Genomic DNA, 14,660 nt, shown 5'->3' on the forward strand with positions numbered 1-14,660 from the left:
CGATTTGCTCTCGTCTAAGATTCCTTTCCGATGACGCTATTTCCGTGGTCGAACATTGAGCATGCAACGCCCTGTTTCCGATGACGTCCGTCCGTTGCAGCTGGATGTGCAGCGCCTGCTGGGTCGGTGCCTACTTCGGCTACAGCAATACGAGCGGTTGATGAAAGGCATTGTGGCCAGCCACTGCTTGTCCGTGTCGGCTAGTTCGCCCAACGGAAGCCTCGAGGCGCAGGTCGCCGCCACTTCTGGCAAGACCTTGGGTCAGTTGGTGGGGCGGATGTTCGGTACTTATGTTCTTCGGGACGGCGACGATTATCTGGATCCCCAGCCCGCAAAAAGCGACCACGGGAACTCGTTCACTTTCCGGGTAACCAGGAGCTTGCCCCCAGAGTCATACGAGGCGACGCAGAGGCGATTTTCTGAGCTTGTCGAGCTGCGCAACCTGCTGGTGCATCATTTTCTTGAGCAGCACGATCTCTGGACGGTGCATGGCTGCGATGAAGCCGTGGCCGCGCTGGTTGCCGCATACGAGCAAATTGACTTGGGCGCTAACGAGTTGCGCGATTGGGCTGAGGAGATGGAGAAGACGCGTCAATCGAGTGCTGCGCTACTAAGTGATCCGGTCGTTCTAGAGTTGATCGTGAATGGGGTAGGTCCTGATGGAACAGTGCATTGGCCCACCGCAGGCGTTGTATATGCACTCAGGCGCGCCTGTCGCAATCTCGCCGTTGACGGCTGGACCCGTGTCGATAAGGCGGCAAGTTGGATCACCGAACACGAGCCAGCGCAGACGCCAAAGAAGTATGGATGCACTCGGTGGCGCCAGGTGATTCACGAAGCTCGGCAGTTTGAGATACGCTATCTGCCGGAACGCGGTCATCCCGGCGCATGGTATCGGGAGCTTTAAATCCACGAGCTAACTTCGACGTAAGTCTCCGTGCGGTGTGCAATCGATAGGTGGGTCAGAAGGCGGCTGGTTTGGTGCCTTTGCACTGCGGATATCGCGCGCAGCCCCAGAAGGTTTCACCCGAGCGTCGGTTATGGCGTTGGAGCATCGCTCCGGCGCAGACAGGGCAGAGGGGAGGGGCTTCAGCGGGACCCGCATGTTCGGGTCCCTGTGGCTGCAGGGGTGCGGCTGCCGGAGCCCGACCAACGCCCGTCTGCGCGGCCCGGATCCGGTCGAGTAGTTCGCGTCCGGTAATCAGATGGATAGGCTTGCCGCTGGTAAAGCGCGCCGCATCGGCGGTGAAATCCCCGACGCTGACGATGTGCACCGCATCTGCGCGATGGTGGTCGACAAGGCCCCACATTTCGCGGACGGTTGCGACACCGACCTGGCGGCGCTTCCACTGTTTGCACTGGACCAGTTCGCGACGTCCACCTTTGCTCACGATCAGGTCGATGCCGCCGTCCTTGCCACCCAGGCCGGTCTCAAGCACGTCGTAGCCCTGTCGGCGAAACGACTCGCCCACCAGCATCTCGAACTCGCGCCAGGAGATGTCCGCCAGGCTGTCGAGGTCGCGGCGGGTGTCATGCAGGCTGCGTCGCTTCCTCGCATTGGCCCAAGACACCGCCGCTGCCAGCCAGCAGGCGAACATCACGATCCATGCGAAGGGCGCGGTGATGCTGCCGATCTGCTGCCCGACGGGTCCCAGCAACGGACCGCCGGCCGCCGAGAGCCATGCCCCGATTCCGTAGCGGATGAGCAGGAAGGCGACGATGCCGGCCAGAATCCCCATTTGCCACGGCCACGACGCGACCTCGTCCAGGCCGCTTTTTCTCCGACGTCCCATAACCCCTCCCTGTGTCGGGGGATGGTAGCGCTGATTTCAACATCGCCGCCGATGAGGTTGGCTGCGATCTCGTCACTGATCAGTGCCCAGGAAAAACCGGAGAATCGCTCGTCGATTTGAGCTTTACGGCTCAAGTTTTTACAGGGTCGGCCGATGCTCCAATTCGGATGCAGCCGCTACCAGTAGCGGCAAACAACCAAAACGACCGCGCTGATGTGCGCGATCGATCGATTTCAAACAGGGGAAAACATGAAGAACACCATAGTGACCGCGGCCATGGCGGCCGTCTTCGCGAGCGTTGCCTTGGCATCTGCCGCAGCCAATGCACAGTCCAAGCCGCTCGCGGTTTGGCAGCCTGCGCCGGATGGCGAAAAGGATCCCGCCAAGCGCGTGGCGACGACACCGGCGCCTGCGACTGAAGTTGCACCGCAGTCGGTTACGCAGTCTCAGTCCGTCGGCGCGGTTGAACAGCCGTACGCTGCGGCTGCTCAGGTACCCATGCTGGATGAGGAAAACCGCGGTGGGTTCTTCGTGGGCGTGCAGGGCGGCAAGGGATGGGTGTACGACGATGTCGACCAGTCCGCGCGCGCGGTGAACGCAGGCTACCGATGGCAGGCGGGTGCGGTGTCGTTGGTAGGCATCGAACTGGCCGCGGGGCGGCTGGACGACGCAGAGGACGACGGTTTCCGCTACGGCAAGGTCGATTACTCGAGCGTCGGCGTAAACGCACGCTTCAACTTCGGCCGCGACAATCCACTCTACGGCTTGGTCCGCGCGGGCTACTGGGCGGCCGATATCGGCGCGTTTGATGACACCGTTGACGGTGGCTATTTTGGCCTGGGTGTCGGTGTCGACTTCAATCGGCATTTCAACATGAGCTTGGTCTACACCAACCACGTGTACTTCAACGACCACTATTGGAGCGACAACGAGTTTTACTACGACGCCAGCCGGGCGGACCTGCTGATGCTCGGTGCCGAAGTCCGGTTCTAATGGGCAAGGATGGTCCTGCCGGCCTGCGCTGAGCAACAAGTGGTTAACGAAGCGCGCCTATCGGCGCGTTTCGCTTTTATCGGCCGCCGCAGACGCTAGGAGCCCCGGCCGGGAGAACATCAACCGATCAAGCGGCTCGCGACGTAAGCCCCCGATCCTGGTCCGCAGTATCGGCTTTCGGTGCAGCCCACGGGCCTACATCACCGCCAACGCCGCATTGGTGAAGTGCCCCGGGTACTCGTCGCGGATCTCCAGCTTGCGTTCGATCGAGCCGATGATTTTCGCGGCGAAGTTGACGCCGCTCATGTCGCTGCAACTGAGCAGGTTGCCGGGGGAGAACACGTTCACTTCCAGGATGGTGTCGCCGATGATGTCGATGCCCACCAGGAACATGCCGTCGGCCTGCAGCTTGGGGCGGATCAGCTCGGCCAGGCGCAGTTCGCGGTCGGTGATCTTGACCGCCTTGGCGGTGCCGCCGGCGTGGATGTTGCTCCGCACGTCGTCCTCGGCGCCGACCCGCCGCATCGCCGCGTACTTGCCATCAATCTGCAGCGGGTAGCCGTTCATCATGAACATGCGGATGTCGCCCTTGTCGGCTTCGGGCACCACGGTCTGGGCAATGATGTAGCCGTCGCGCTCGATCGCCTCGACCATCTGGTTGAGGTTGCCGGCTGACTTGGCATCGAGCACGAACACGCCCTGGCCGCCGGAGCCCTGCAGGGGCTTGAGCACGACCTTGCCGCCGTTGGCCTTGGCGAAGGCTTTGATGTCGTTGGTGTTGCGGCAGATCAGGGTCTTGGCGCGGACCTCGCGCGGGAACGACTGGAAGTACAGCTTGTTGATTGCCTGCGTCAGCGTGTCCGGGTCGTTCAGCACCAGCACGCCGGCATGGGCGGCGCGCTGGCCGAACTGGATGCCGATCTTTTCCGCCCAGGGGCGATCGACCGCGTCGTTGGACGGGTCGCTGCGCATCATCAGCACGTCGAGCTCGTCGATGTTGATCAGGGTGCTCTTCTTGCCGGCACTCTTGAGCGCCTTGAAGAACTCCTCGCGGCTGCGCGTCTTGCCCTTGCCGGCGGGGATCCTGCGCGCGTGCACCTGCAGGGTGTCTTCCGGGCTGAGGACGAAATCGCCGGGGGTGATGTAGCAGACCTCGTGGCCGCGTCGCGATGCCTCATGCGCCAGCACGGTGGTGGTGTAGCGCGGGTATTCGTCTTCGATCGAGTTTACGTAGAAGGCAATCAGCACGGGGATGGTTCCTTTAGCAGGTCAATGAAAGAGTGTCCTTCGCGCAGGCGCGCCAATCGGGCCTGCGCGTCGGGACGGTCGAGGAATTCGGGGGTGACCACGGGCGGGCGCAACATGCCGCGCGCCTCCAGTTCCTCCACCACCGGCACGTGGTGTTCGGCGATCTTCCCGTACCACAGCGGGTCCAGGGACAGGCCAACGGCGACACGTCGCAACACCTGTCGGAAACCGCGCAGGTAAATCGCGTCCTTGGTCAGGCCGCCGGAGCGGAAGATGCGCGCGACGATGTTGAAGGCGCCCCGGCTGGAGAAGCCGTGCTCGGCCTGCAGCAGGCGATGGCAGGCAATGAAGTCGGCGCCTTCTAGCATCGCGTGGACCACCAGCACGCGGGCGGCGAGCAGGCGCAGACGCGCCACGGTCAGGCCACCGACGATGAACTCGGCAAACACGCCCAGCCCCTCCTGCAGGCCTTCGTAGCCGGCCAGCCCGGCGCCGAAAATGCCCAGCCCCTGCTGGCTGCCGTTGATGTAGGTGAGCACATGCACGCTGATCTCGTGCTGCAGCAGGGGGTCCACCCGCGCGCTCGGCACGCGGGTGGCGGTGGAGATCAGCAGCGAACGCCCGGACACCATCAGTCCGGGACCGGTGTCTGCGCGTAGGCAGGTCTCCGCGATGGCGAACGCCGGGGTGCGCCGGGTGTAGCGCGCGAGGATCTGCTCGGCGGCGGCCTGGACGCCATCGGCATCGACGTAATCCCGGCTGCCCTCGCTGCCGGGCGCGAACGCCTCCAGCAGCCTGTTGGCGACCTCCAGCAGTTCCGGCTCCACACCGCCGTACTGGATCAGCGACACATGGCGGAACGCGGGGGTGTTGCGCCGTTGCAGCATCATCAGCTGCTGGTCCAGCTCCAGTCGCTTCTCGTTGAACAGCTCCTCGATCACCGGGTCCTCGACCGCGCGCAGCTCGATGTCGTAGAGGCGACGCTTGACGATGTCGGGACTGATCGGCAGCGGACGGTAGTGGAAATCCGGCGGCGTGCTTCGCTTGCCTGCTTCGAAGGCCTCGAACGCTTCCACGGTGTTGATCGGCGAGATGCCGAGCAGGAAGTCGAACGATGCGCTGATGTTGGCCAGCGCCTCGTCGGCACGCTTTGCCGCTTTGACGAAGCGCCTGCGACCGAGCGAGCGGTGGTGCGGGCGTTGTCTGTCCGCGTCGTCCTCGTGCTCGGCCAGCTCGATGAAGTGGGCGGCCGCCTGCAGCAGGGCGTCGTGGATCGCGCTCTCGACCTGGTGGTAGATCTGCGGATAGATGCGACGCGGGTCGCCGGGAATGCGGTGGATCTGCGGGATGCCCAGCGACAGCACGGAAATCCCGTCGCGTCCGTCCAGCGCCTCGGCCAGCGCGGGCGGCAAGGGCGGCAGGTGCTGCGTGCGGAACTCGGGCACGCGCAGGTCGATTTCCAGCTCCGACAGCGCGGAATGCAGCGTGTCGACGACGTCCTGCGCGGCGGGATCCGCGCTGGCGGCCAGCACGAACTCGAACGGTTCCAGCCGCGGGCTTTCCTCGTGCAGGCTCAGATCGCGCGGCAGGTCGTGCAGCACGATCACCAGGAATTTGGGATACGCATCGGCGAGATGGTCCAGCAGCAGGGTCACTTCCGCGGCTGCGCCGGACGCCGCCAGTTCGCCGCCGGCCTGGGGCCAGATCACGCTGGCCGCGCTGATGGAGGCGACGCGTCGGGCCAGGCTGAAGGGCTCGTCCGGATGTCCGGCCAGGATCAGGAAGGGCAGGGGCCGGTCGATGTGCACCCGGCCGCCGCCATCCAGCTTGCGGCGATGGGCGTGCTCGCCACCCAGGTCCGGTGAGGGCGGCTGCTGCACCGGCTCGTTGTCGGTCAAGCCGCACCCGCCAGCAAGGCGCGCGCGTGCGCGGCGGTGTGGTTGATGAACGCACGCATCGCCGCGAGCTCGTCCGGATAGGGGCGGCCGATCCACTCGTCCATGTAGAACTTCTTGAATTCCAGCGCGATCGCGCAGCCCGTTTCCGGGTAGCGTTCGTGCACGAAGCGCGCAAGTTCACCCTTGCCCTGGAAGGCGATGTTCTCGCGCACGTCCAGCCGGCGCTGGTTGAAGTCGAACTCGCCCATGGACTGCATCAGCGGCTCGAGCAGGAACGCCCAGCGGTCGCGCGGCATCGAGAAGGTGCCGATGTTCACGTCCGGCGCATCCTCCTGCGCCGTCGGCGGAGCGTCGGCGCCGTCGCGGCGGTGGTTGTAGCTGTGCACGTCCAGCAGCACGAAGCGCCCGTGGCGGGCAACCACGCTGTCCAGCAGCTCGCCCATCATCCGGTAGAAGCTGCGGTGATACTCCTGCATCCCGTGCAGCAGCTCACCTTCCGGCGGTGTCTGCCAGACCTTCAGCCCCCACGACTGGCTCGGGTCCAGGTACACGGCCTGGTCGAGGCCGCGGTTGAGGTCGGCCTCGAAGCGTGACCGCATCGCAATGACGTGGGTGGGGATGTCGAGGATCGCCTGCCCGGTGTGTGGGTCTTCCTCGCGAAGGCGGCCAGCGTCGTCGAGCGCCATCGCTGCGGCGGCCTGCGCGCCGAGGCCGTGGCCGTCGTGGATCGCGGTGGCGATGATCGGATCGTCGCCGCGTTGGACGATCCACCAGGGCGGGGTGGGCTGTTCGAATTTTTCCATGGACGCACCTTGGCCGAGGCTGCGTGGCCAAGGCGTGTATGGCGGACGGGCGCGCTCGTCGTGCTGCAATCACATGGCCGCGAATTACACTCGGTCGTCGCCCACCCGATCATCAGGACCGCCCATGCGAACCACTTCGATCCAAGTCCTGCTTGCCTGCTCGGTAGCACTCGCGGCCGCCTGCAGCACCACGCCGGCGGACGCTGACGCCACCGGCGCCGAACCGCCGGCCGACGGTGCGATGACGATCGTCGGACCGATTGTTTCCATCGACACCGACCCCTGGGCCTACGACGGAAATGCGGTCGTGCGGGTGGATGCTGACGGCCGCGGGCGTACGGCCGTCGAGCTGCCGGCGCGCTGGAACCTGTGCAAGGCGGAGCCCGTTGATGTGGCGGCATTGATCGTCGGGATGCGCGTGCAGGCGGTCGGCGCGCCGTCCGGCGACGGCGTGCTGGTGGTGTGCGAGGCCGCGGCGCACCGGCTGGTTCCAATCCGCTAGCTCGCCAACACCGATCCCACCCGGACCTGTGAGGACGCCATGACACTGCCACTGAAATGCCGCTGCGGCGCAGTCCGTGGCGAAATGCAGCCCCGGCGCGCATTTGTCCGGGCCAGCTGCTACTGCAAGGACTGCCGGGCGTACGCGCGGTTTCTCGGGGTGCCCGGTGTGTTGGATGAGGCGGGCGGCACCGAGGTCGTGGCCACGGCACCGGCCACGGTGCGGCTGACAGCGGGCGTCGAGCATGTGGCCTGCATGTCGCTCAGCCCCAAGGGCACGCTGCGCTGGTACGCCGGGTGCTGCCGCACGCCGTTGGGCAATACCTCGCGTAATGCGCGGCTGCCGTATCTGGGACTGGTGACGAGCTGCATCGATGCCGCTCCACAGCAACTTGATGCGGCGGTGGGTCCGGCCGGGCGGTGCCTGATCAACACCGCATCCGCCACGGCCCCGGTGCGCGCCACGCCACTGGCGTTTGCGTGGGGCGGGCTGCGGATACTGGCCGGCATAGTCGGCGCCCGCCTGCGCGGTGAACGCGCGTCGCCGTTCTTCGATCGCGACGGGCAGCCTCTGCGCGCGCCGGAGGTGATCAGCCGTGAGCAACGGCAAGCGCTGGAGCACGGGGACGCTTCAGCGGATCCAGGCTGAACTGTTCACGGCCCGTCTCACGTGCTGAGACCGGTACCGGCGAACGTGGCGCGATGAACGTCACCGAGAAACTTGCCGTGCTGGCCGATGCGGCCAAATACGACGCGTCCTGCGCGTCCAGCGGGGCGGCCAAGCGGGATTCGTCCAAGACCGGCGGCGTGGGCAGCACCGGTGGCATGGGAATCTGCCATTCCTACACGCCGGACGGGCGCTGCGTGTCGCTGCTGAAGATCCTGCTGACCAACTTCTGCGTCTTCGACTGCGTGTACTGCGTCAACCGCGTGTCCAGCAATGTGCGGCGCGCACGCTTCACCACCGACGAGGTGGTGCGGCTGACGCTGGATTTCTACAAGCGCAATTACATCGAAGGCCTGTTCCTCTCCAGCGGCATCATCCGCAGCGGCGACTACACCATGGAGCAACTGGTGGAGGTCGCCCGCAGCCTGCGCGAGGACCACCGTTTCGGCGGCTACATCCACCTCAAGACCATCCCCGACGCGGCGCCCGAGCTGCTCGCGGCGGCCGGTCGCTACGCGGACCGGCTCAGCATCAACGTCGAGTTGCCGACCCAGGCCGGGCTGGACGCGCTGGCACCGGAGAAGAACCTGGGCAAGATCCGCGGCGCGATGGGCGAGGTGCGTTGGCGGATCGAGGAGGGCAAGGCGGCGCGCAAGGCGGTGCGGCGCGGTTCGGCCAAGCCGCCGCGGTTCGCCCCGGCCGGTCAGAGCACCCAGATGATCATCGGCGCCGACGACGCCAATGACCGCAGCGTGCTGCAGTCCAGTGCCAATCTGTACGGCAACTACCAGCTGCGGCGGGTGTACTACTCGGCCTTCAGTCCGATCCCCGATGCGTCGTCGCGGCTGCCGCTGGTGGCACCGCCGCTGGCGCGCGAGCACCGCCTGTATCAGGCCGACTGGCTGCTGCGCTTCTATGGCTTCGACGTCGACGAGATCGCGCCGCCGGACAGCACGACTGGGGCCGGCAACGGCATGCTCGATCTGGACATCGACCCCAAGCTGGCATGGGCGCTGCGCCACCCGGAGCAGTTCCCGGTGGACATCAACCACGCGCCGCGCGAAATGCTGCTGCGCGTGCCAGGGCTGGGCACGCGCAACGTGGGCCGGATCGTCCAGTCGCGCCGCAGCGGCGGCCTGCGCGTCGCCGATCTGGCGCGGCTGCGTGCGCCCATCACCAAATTGATGCCGTTTGTGCAGTTGCTGGATCACCATCCGGGCCGGCAACTGGATGACCCCGTGCGGCTGCGTGCACGGCTCGCGCCTCCGCCTGTGCAGGCCGGCCTGTTCGGCTGAGCGGCGCGGGCATGGTTCGCACACAGGTGGAGCCGGGCTGGAGTCTGGACGCATGGCGGGGACGGGCACGGGCCGCGCTCGCCGCGGGCGTACCGCCCGAAGATCTGCAATGGGACGGCGACGCGCAGCAGGGGCTGGCGTTGGGTGCGCCGCTGCCGGATGCGCCGGAAGCCGGCACGGGCCTGGTCGTGCCCGGCCGGTTCATCGAGCTGGCGAGTGCGGTGCTGTGCCACCGCGACCCCAATCGACACGGCCTGCTGTACCGGTTGCTGTGGCGCATCGTCAAGGGCGAACGCCGCCTGTTGGAGCGCGCCACCGACCCCGACGTCGTGGCGGCCTCGGCGCTGGCAGCCGAGGTCCGGCGCGACACCCACAAGATGAAGGCGTTCGTGCGCTTCCGCCAGATCCGCGAGGGCGAGGAGGCGTACGTGGCCTGGTTCGAGCCCGACCACTGGATCCTTGATCGGGTCGCGCCGTTTTTCGCCAAACGCTTTGCCGGCATGCGCTGGGCGATTCTTACCCCGTACCGCAGCGTGCGCTGGGACGGCGCGGCGCTGGACTTCGGGCCGGGCGGGGTACGTGCCGACGCGCCCGCCGAGGACGCGCGCGAAGACCTGTGGCTTACCTACTACGCCAACATCTTCAATCCGGCCCGGCTCAACCCGACGATGATGCGGCAGGAGATGCCGCAGAAATACTGGAAGGGTCTGCCCGAGGCGGCGCTGCTGCCATCGCTGCTGCGCGAGGCCGGCAGCCGGGTGCGCGACATGGCCGAGCGCGAGGCGCAGCAGCCGCGACGCAAGATTCCCGCGCGGGCTGCGGCGCCGACGCCGGCCTCGGTCGACCTGGGCAGCCTGGCGGCCGCGCGGGCACAGGCAGCGGAGTGCCGTCGCTGCCCGCTGTGGGAACCGCCCACTCAGACGGTGTGGGGCGAGGGGCCGCAAGACGCGCGCGTGATGTTCATTGGCGAGCAGCCCGGCGACGCCGAGGACCTGACCGGTCGACCGTTCGTCGGCCCGGCCGGCGCGCTGCTGGACCGGGCGTTCACCGACGCCGGGATCGACCGGGCGGCGGCGTATCTGACCAATGCGGTCAAGCATTTCCGCTTCGAGCAGCGAGGCAAGGTGCGGCTGCACAAGCGGCCTGACGCCGGCCACGTACGTGCCTGCCACGTCTGGCTCCAGCAGGAACTGGCCACCGTGCGTCCCGACACCGTGGTGTGCCTCGGCGCGACCGCTGCGTCAGCGGTGTTCGGCAATGCCTTCAAGCTGACGCAGGAGCGGGGCCGTTGGCACACCCTGGGCGACGGCGTGCGCGCGATGGCCACCGTGCATCCGGCGTGGGTGCTTCGCCAGCCACCAGCGGCGCGCGAATCCGCTTACCGGGGGCTGGTGGCGGACCTGCTGGCCGTCTCGTCGGAACGCTCTGAGTCCCCTCGCTGAAGTCGCGCTATCTTCTGCGCTGGTCGCACATCAGGTTGAGCAAGTGAAAAACACCGTCGTCGGGCTGATCACCCCGCATTTTCTGAGGCTCATCGATCTCGCCAATCAGGCCGAGACGGGCGTCAATGTCGACTGGCATGTGCGCAATCAAGTGGCGAGCACGGTCGAAGACCTTGGCCATCAGTACAACGCGCGTGAGTTGCTCTCGGCCTTTGTCGACGGGCTGGAGGCGGCCGCCCGGGACGCGGGGCCGGGTCGGAAACTTTACGCGGGCATGCTGCAGAAGGCCGCATCCATGACCTCGGCGGAAATCAAAAGGTTCGATTGAGAATCAGAGTTCCCTGAGCCCTTTCTCACGCTCCAGCAGTTCCCGCATCGCCGGCTTCCAGAGCGTCCAGTTGTGCCTGCCGGGCAACATGACGACGAGATCGGCTGGCAGCAGCGGCGTCATCAGTTCGATTGATTGGCGGAAGGGCTCGTCGGCGCCGTAGGCAATCCACGTCGACCCGGTGCGCTGGGGGCGCTGCGACCAGCTTTGCAGGGCGCGCCACAACTCGCGCTGGAAGGTATCGGCCCCGATTGCCTGCGGCGGGCCAGCCTGCCACGCCGCGAGGCCGCCGGCCTGGCGGATCTGCTCGTGGATCGCGTCGTCGCCCAGATAGGGCGAGAGCAGCAGGAGGCCATCGATCTGGCCGGGGTACTGACTGTCGTACAGCAGCGCGCCCATTCCACCGAGCGATACACCGGCCAGCCACACCTGTGCGTACCCCTTGCGCCTGGCAGCCCGGTCAGCAGCACATCGGCGTCCGGCCAGCTTTGCTGGATGATTGTGGCGATCCCGACGTCGGTGAGCCCCTGCAGGCTGTCACCACGTCCGGGCAGCATCACCACCAGCCGATGCGCCGGCTGCGGCGCGGCGACAAAGGTGGTGGGCACGGGCCTGGTGACATCGCCGCCCGCCACGCAGCCGACCAGCGTCAGCAGGCCGGCAAGCAGTGCAGGGAGCAGGGCGTAGCGTGATCTGGGCATGGGAACCTGCGTACCTAAGAGGTCTGGACTGCGTGATGGCGTGCGCTTACTCGTCGTCGCCGTCTTTTGCCGCGGGGTCCTCGGGCGTCCCCTGAGCGGGATCCTCGGCGCGGTAGATCGGGTACTCCGCATCGTGCAGATGCCGCAGCGCTTCCTGCATCTGCTCCGGCAGGCGATCGAGGTGGAGGATCACCTTGCCCTCGTGGACGTCGCGCACCGCATCAGCCGAGATGACGAAGTCGCCGCCGTTCTCGATGTTGACCAGAAGCTGGTCCGCGTCCTGCACTTCGCGTACGGCGCCGGCAGCCGTCTGGCCGTCGGCGAGGAACACCATGAAGCCCGGTTCGATGGGTTGTGGCATGGCCAATCACCTGTAGGGAAGAAATGGCAGAGTCGGCGGGCAAGGGTTAGGCACTGGTGAACGCGGATGGATATCGCTCGGGCAGGGGAGGGTTTGCGTCGGCCGCAGACGATGTGATTGACTGACGCGTTTGCGGGCGCCTGCCCGCCGCAGTGGAAAGTGGGGTTTTATGGCGATTGGTGTCTGGATCAGTTTGGGGCTGTATTTCGCGTTGATGCTGGGGATCGGCTTCTACGCCTACCGCAATTCGACCTCGTCCTCCGAGGAGTACACCCTGGGCGGGCGCAGGCTCTCGCCGGCCGTTGCAGCGCTGTCCGCGGGCGCGTCCGACATGAGCGGCTGGTTGCTGCTCGGCCTGCCGGGCGCGCTCTATCTCAGCGGGCTGGTGTCGGCCTGGATCGGCATCGGCCTGACGCTTGGCGCGTTGGTGAACTGGATCGTGGTCGCGCCCCGGCTGCGTGAGCAGACCGAGCGTTACGACAACAGCCTGACGATCCCGCAGTTCCTATCCAACCGATTCCCCAGCCGCGCCATGGCCTTGCGCGTGGTCTCGGCATTGATCGTGGTGGTTTTCTTCTCCGTCTACACCGCCTCTGGCCTGGTGGCGGGCGGCAAGCTGGCCCAGAGCGCGTTCAGCGCCGTGATCCAGTTCGACCTGATGAGCGATTACGCCGTGGGCGTGTCGCTGACCCTGGGCGTGGTGCTGGCCTATACCGTCATCGGCGGTTTTCTGGCGGTGAGCCTGACCGATTTCGTGCAGGGCGTGATCATGATGCTGGCCCTGATCATCATGCCCGTGGTGGTGCTGCTGGGGCCCGGCGGCGGCGGACTGTCGCAGGCGCGCGAGACCCTGGCCGTGCTGGGCCCGGAGTACCTGTCGTGGTTCTCCGGGCTGTCGGTCATCGGTTTCCTGTCGGCGGTCGCCTGGGGGCTCGGCTACTTCGGCCAGCCACACATCATCGTGCGCTTCATGGCGCTGCGCTCGGTCAAGGACGTGCCGCGGGCGCGTAACATCGGCATGTCGTGGATGGCGATCTCAGTGCTGGGCTCGATCAGCCTGGGCATTTTCGGGCGCGCGTATGCACTCCGTAACGGGCTTGTTGTGGATGACCCGGAGACGATATTCATCGTGCTGGCTGACCTGCTGTTCCACCCGCTGGTGACCGGCTTCCTGTTTGCGGCGCTGCTGGCTGCGGTGATGAGCACGATTTCCAGCCAGTTGCTGGTCGCGTCGTCCTCGTTGACCGAGGATTTTTACCGGCTGTTCCTGCGCAAGGACGCGGGCGACCGGGAGACGGTGCTGGTGGGTCGCATCAGCGTGATGCTGGTGGGCGTCGTTGCCGCATTCCTGGCGTGGGATCCCGACTCCAAGATCCTGGACCTGGTCAGCCACGCGTGGGCCGGGTTTGGTGCCGCGTTCGGCCCACTGATCGTGCTCTCGCTGACCTGGCGCAGGATGACTGGCACGGGCGCTGTCGCAGGTCTGGTGGTCGGTGCGGCCACGGTCATCGGCTGGATCCTGATGGGCTGGGACGTGAGCTTCCTGGGCGGAGCCGGCGTCTACGAAATCATCCCCGGCTTCGCCGCCGCCTGGGCCGCGATCTACTTCGTCAGCCTTGCCACGCAGGGGCAGGAGGAGTTCCGGGCGCTGCCCGGAGTTTGAAGGCCGTGCGGCGGCGCCAGTCCGTCATGCGCTCTTAAACAATCCCGTGAAATCCTGCGCTTACCACAGCGCAGGAGACGTGTCGTGAAGATCGTGACCAGCCTCAGCTTCCGCGGCCAGTGCCGCGAGGCATTCGAGTTCTACGCGAAAGTCCTGGGCGGCAAGATCACCGCCGCCATGCCCTACAGCGACGCGCCACCTGAGATGGGGGCGGACAATCCCAAGTATCGCGATTGGCTGATGCACTGCTGGCTCGACGTTGGCGACCAGTCGCTGATGGGCGCCGACATGGACACCGACTGGGCGCCCAACGTCGACAGGCCCAAGAACGGCTTCGACGTGACCCTCCACACCGACGACATCGACCAGGCGCGGCGCTGGTTTGATGGCCTGAAGGAAGGCGGCAAGGTGGTCATGGACTTCGACAAGACGTTCTGGTCACCGGGCTACGGCTCGCTGATCGACCGGTTCGGCGTGCCATGGATGGTGAATACCCATACTGGCAACGGCCGGGAATGAGCCATGGACATCAACGAGCTTCATCGCGGTCGCCTCATCGATCACGTGCAGTTGGTGGTGCGTGATCTTGACGCGAGCCGGGACTTTTACAGCGCGGTCTTCGACATCCTGCAGGTGCCGATGGGCGGGGTGGAGGACGATTTTTTCTGGGCCGACGAGTTCTGCGTCTCAACGGCGGAAAGCGCGGCCGCGCAGGGCGAGCTGACCGGCCGCGCGCACGTGGCCTTCCAGGCCGCCGATGAGGCGATGGTCGACGCGTTTCATGCGGCCGCGCTGGCGCACGGCGGCACTGAGCACGGGGCCCCGGGCAAGCGTCCCTACCACCCCGGCTACTACGCGGCGTTCGTCCTGGACCCCGACGGCAACAATATCGAGGCGGTCTACCACGGGCCCGCGCAGCGCAGCGCGGAGTCTGTCAAGGTGAGTTTTTGAGGATTGCAGAGCGCGG

General features: G+C 66.3%; 16 protein-coding genes. 10 read left to right on the plus strand and 6 right to left on the minus strand.

Annotation, left to right across the window (positions count from 1 at the left end; all coding sequences use genetic code 11):
- The first annotated feature begins 160 nt into the window (after positions 1 to 160).
- Complete coding sequence (locus INQ40_RS05605; RefSeq protein WP_228482133.1) at positions 161 to 907, plus strand: OST-HTH/LOTUS domain-containing protein; 747 nt, start codon at positions 161 to 163, stop codon at positions 905 to 907.
- A 55-nt stretch (positions 908 to 962) separates the two neighbouring features.
- Here the strand turns inward: INQ40_RS05605 and INQ40_RS05610 are convergent, their stop codons facing one another.
- On the minus strand, positions 963 to 1,739 hold the full coding sequence (locus tag INQ40_RS05610) for a restriction endonuclease (protein ID WP_228482134.1): 777 nt from the start codon (positions 1,737 to 1,739) through the stop codon (positions 963 to 965).
- A 303-nt stretch (positions 1,740 to 2,042) separates the two neighbouring features.
- Here INQ40_RS05610 and INQ40_RS05615 point away from each other — a divergent pair, with 303 nt between their 5' ends.
- On the plus strand, positions 2,043 to 2,786 hold the full coding sequence (locus tag INQ40_RS05615) for an outer membrane beta-barrel protein (protein ID WP_194342177.1): 744 nt from the start codon (positions 2,043 to 2,045) through the stop codon (positions 2,784 to 2,786).
- 195 nt (positions 2,787 to 2,981) lie between these two features.
- On the opposite strand, the gene INQ40_RS05620 is transcribed toward INQ40_RS05615, so the two are convergent.
- From INQ40_RS05620 to INQ40_RS05630, 3 genes are read right to left on the minus strand one after another with little or no spacing between them, the layout of a single operon-like run.
- A complete protein-coding gene (locus INQ40_RS05620) occupies positions 2,982 to 4,034 on the minus strand; it encodes a glutathione synthetase (RefSeq protein WP_194342178.1) in 1,053 nt (350 codons plus the stop codon).
- The gene (locus INQ40_RS05625; RefSeq protein ID WP_194342179.1) at positions 4,028 to 5,932 is read right to left on the minus strand and encodes a tyrosine/phenylalanine carboxypeptidase domain-containing protein; all 1,905 of its coding nucleotides are present in this window, start codon (positions 5,930 to 5,932) and stop codon (positions 4,028 to 4,030) included. Before INQ40_RS05625 ends, INQ40_RS05620 begins: the two co-directional genes overlap by 7 nt.
- A complete protein-coding gene (locus tag INQ40_RS05630; RefSeq protein WP_194342180.1) occupies positions 5,929 to 6,735 on the minus strand; it encodes an N-formylglutamate amidohydrolase in 807 nt (268 codons plus the stop codon). The genes INQ40_RS05625 and INQ40_RS05630 overlap by 4 nt, the downstream gene beginning before the upstream one ends.
- A 124-nt stretch (positions 6,736 to 6,859) precedes the next feature.
- Here INQ40_RS05630 and INQ40_RS05635 point away from each other — a divergent pair, with 124 nt between their 5' ends.
- Genes INQ40_RS05635 through INQ40_RS05655 form a run of 5 tightly spaced genes read left to right on the plus strand, consistent with a single transcriptional unit; the run spans position 6,860 to position 10,968 of the window.
- On the plus strand, positions 6,860 to 7,237 hold the full coding sequence (locus INQ40_RS05635; RefSeq protein ID WP_194342181.1) for a hypothetical protein: 378 nt from the start codon (positions 6,860 to 6,862) through the stop codon (positions 7,235 to 7,237).
- A 39-nt stretch (positions 7,238 to 7,276) separates the two neighbouring features.
- A complete protein-coding gene (locus tag INQ40_RS05640) occupies positions 7,277 to 7,885 on the plus strand; it encodes a DUF6151 family protein (RefSeq protein WP_194342182.1) in 609 nt (202 codons plus the stop codon).
- 53 nt (positions 7,886 to 7,938) lie between these two features.
- Positions 7,939 to 9,198 (plus strand): putative DNA modification/repair radical SAM protein, encoded by a 1,260-nt coding sequence (locus INQ40_RS05645; RefSeq protein WP_194342183.1) that lies wholly within the window; start codon positions 7,939 to 7,941, stop codon positions 9,196 to 9,198.
- A gap of 11 nt (positions 9,199 to 9,209) precedes the next feature.
- Positions 9,210 to 10,640 carry a UdgX family uracil-DNA binding protein gene (locus INQ40_RS05650; RefSeq protein WP_194342184.1) on the plus strand — a complete coding sequence of 477 codons (1,431 nt, stop codon included), beginning with the start codon at positions 9,210 to 9,212 and terminating at the stop codon, positions 10,638 to 10,640.
- Between the two features lie 43 nt (positions 10,641 to 10,683).
- Positions 10,684 to 10,968 (plus strand): hypothetical protein, encoded by a 285-nt coding sequence (locus INQ40_RS05655; protein ID WP_194342185.1) that lies wholly within the window; start codon positions 10,684 to 10,686, stop codon positions 10,966 to 10,968.
- Positions 10,969 to 10,971: 3 nt separating this feature from the next.
- Here INQ40_RS05655 and INQ40_RS13025 read toward each other — a convergent pair whose 3' ends face one another.
- Both INQ40_RS13025 and INQ40_RS05665 read right to left on the minus strand, forming a co-directional pair.
- Positions 10,972 to 11,367, minus strand: coding sequence for a hypothetical protein (locus tag INQ40_RS13025; RefSeq protein WP_255524298.1), 396 nt, complete (start codon positions 11,365 to 11,367; stop codon positions 10,972 to 10,974).
- 348 nt (positions 11,368 to 11,715) lie between these two features.
- Positions 11,716 to 12,030, minus strand: a complete 315-nt coding sequence (locus INQ40_RS05665; RefSeq protein WP_228076722.1) for a hypothetical protein — start codon at positions 12,028 to 12,030, stop codon at positions 11,716 to 11,718.
- A 169-nt stretch (positions 12,031 to 12,199) separates the two neighbouring features.
- Here INQ40_RS05665 and putP point away from each other — a divergent pair, with 169 nt between their 5' ends.
- From putP to INQ40_RS05680, 3 genes are all read left to right on the plus strand, one after another.
- Positions 12,200 to 13,693 carry a sodium/proline symporter PutP gene (gene putP, locus INQ40_RS05670; protein WP_194342186.1) on the plus strand — a complete coding sequence of 498 codons (1,494 nt, stop codon included), beginning with the start codon at positions 12,200 to 12,202 and terminating at the stop codon, positions 13,691 to 13,693.
- Between the two features lie 84 nt (positions 13,694 to 13,777).
- On the plus strand, positions 13,778 to 14,212 hold the full coding sequence (locus INQ40_RS05675) for a VOC family protein (protein WP_194342187.1): 435 nt from the start codon (positions 13,778 to 13,780) through the stop codon (positions 14,210 to 14,212).
- Positions 14,213 to 14,215: 3 nt separating this feature from the next.
- Entirely contained in the window at positions 14,216 to 14,644 is a 429-nt protein-coding gene (locus INQ40_RS05680; RefSeq protein WP_194342188.1) for a VOC family protein, read from the plus strand.
- Positions 14,645 to 14,660 lie beyond the last annotated feature (16 nt).

Origin of the sequence: Lysobacter sp. H21R4, assembly GCF_015277535.1 — a bacterium.
Taxonomy (GTDB): Bacteria; Pseudomonadota; Gammaproteobacteria; order Xanthomonadales; family Xanthomonadaceae; genus Novilysobacter; species Novilysobacter ciconiae.

Excerpts from the sequence above, each read along its gene's own strand:
- INQ40_RS05605 (WP_228482133.1), top strand. The coding sequence starts at position 161 with ATGAAAGGCATTGTGGCCAGCCACTGCTTGTCCGTGTCGGCTAGTTCG.
- INQ40_RS05610 (WP_228482134.1), bottom strand. The coding sequence starts at position 1,739 with ATGGGGATTCTGGCCGGCATCGTCGCCTTCCTGCTCATCCGCTACGGA.
- INQ40_RS05615 (WP_194342177.1), top strand. The coding sequence starts at position 2,043 with ATGAAGAACACCATAGTGACCGCGGCCATGGCGGCCGTCTTCGCGAGC.
- INQ40_RS05630 (WP_194342180.1), bottom strand. The coding sequence starts at position 6,735 with ATGGAAAAATTCGAACAGCCCACCCCGCCCTGGTGGATCGTCCAACGC.
- INQ40_RS05635 (WP_194342181.1), top strand. The coding sequence starts at position 6,860 with ATGCGAACCACTTCGATCCAAGTCCTGCTTGCCTGCTCGGTAGCACTC.
- INQ40_RS05640 (WP_194342182.1), top strand. The coding sequence starts at position 7,277 with ATGACACTGCCACTGAAATGCCGCTGCGGCGCAGTCCGTGGCGAAATG.
- INQ40_RS05645 (WP_194342183.1), top strand. The coding sequence starts at position 7,939 with ATGAACGTCACCGAGAAACTTGCCGTGCTGGCCGATGCGGCCAAATAC.
- INQ40_RS05650 (WP_194342184.1), top strand. The coding sequence starts at position 9,210 with ATGGTTCGCACACAGGTGGAGCCGGGCTGGAGTCTGGACGCATGGCGG.
- INQ40_RS13025 (WP_255524298.1), bottom strand. The coding sequence starts at position 11,367 with ATGGGCGCGCTGCTGTACGACAGTCAGTACCCCGGCCAGATCGATGGC.
- INQ40_RS05665 (WP_228076722.1), bottom strand. The coding sequence starts at position 12,030 with ATGCCACAACCCATCGAACCGGGCTTCATGGTGTTCCTCGCCGACGGC.
- putP (WP_194342186.1), top strand. The coding sequence starts at position 12,200 with ATGGCGATTGGTGTCTGGATCAGTTTGGGGCTGTATTTCGCGTTGATG.
- INQ40_RS05680 (WP_194342188.1), top strand. The coding sequence starts at position 14,216 with ATGGACATCAACGAGCTTCATCGCGGTCGCCTCATCGATCACGTGCAG.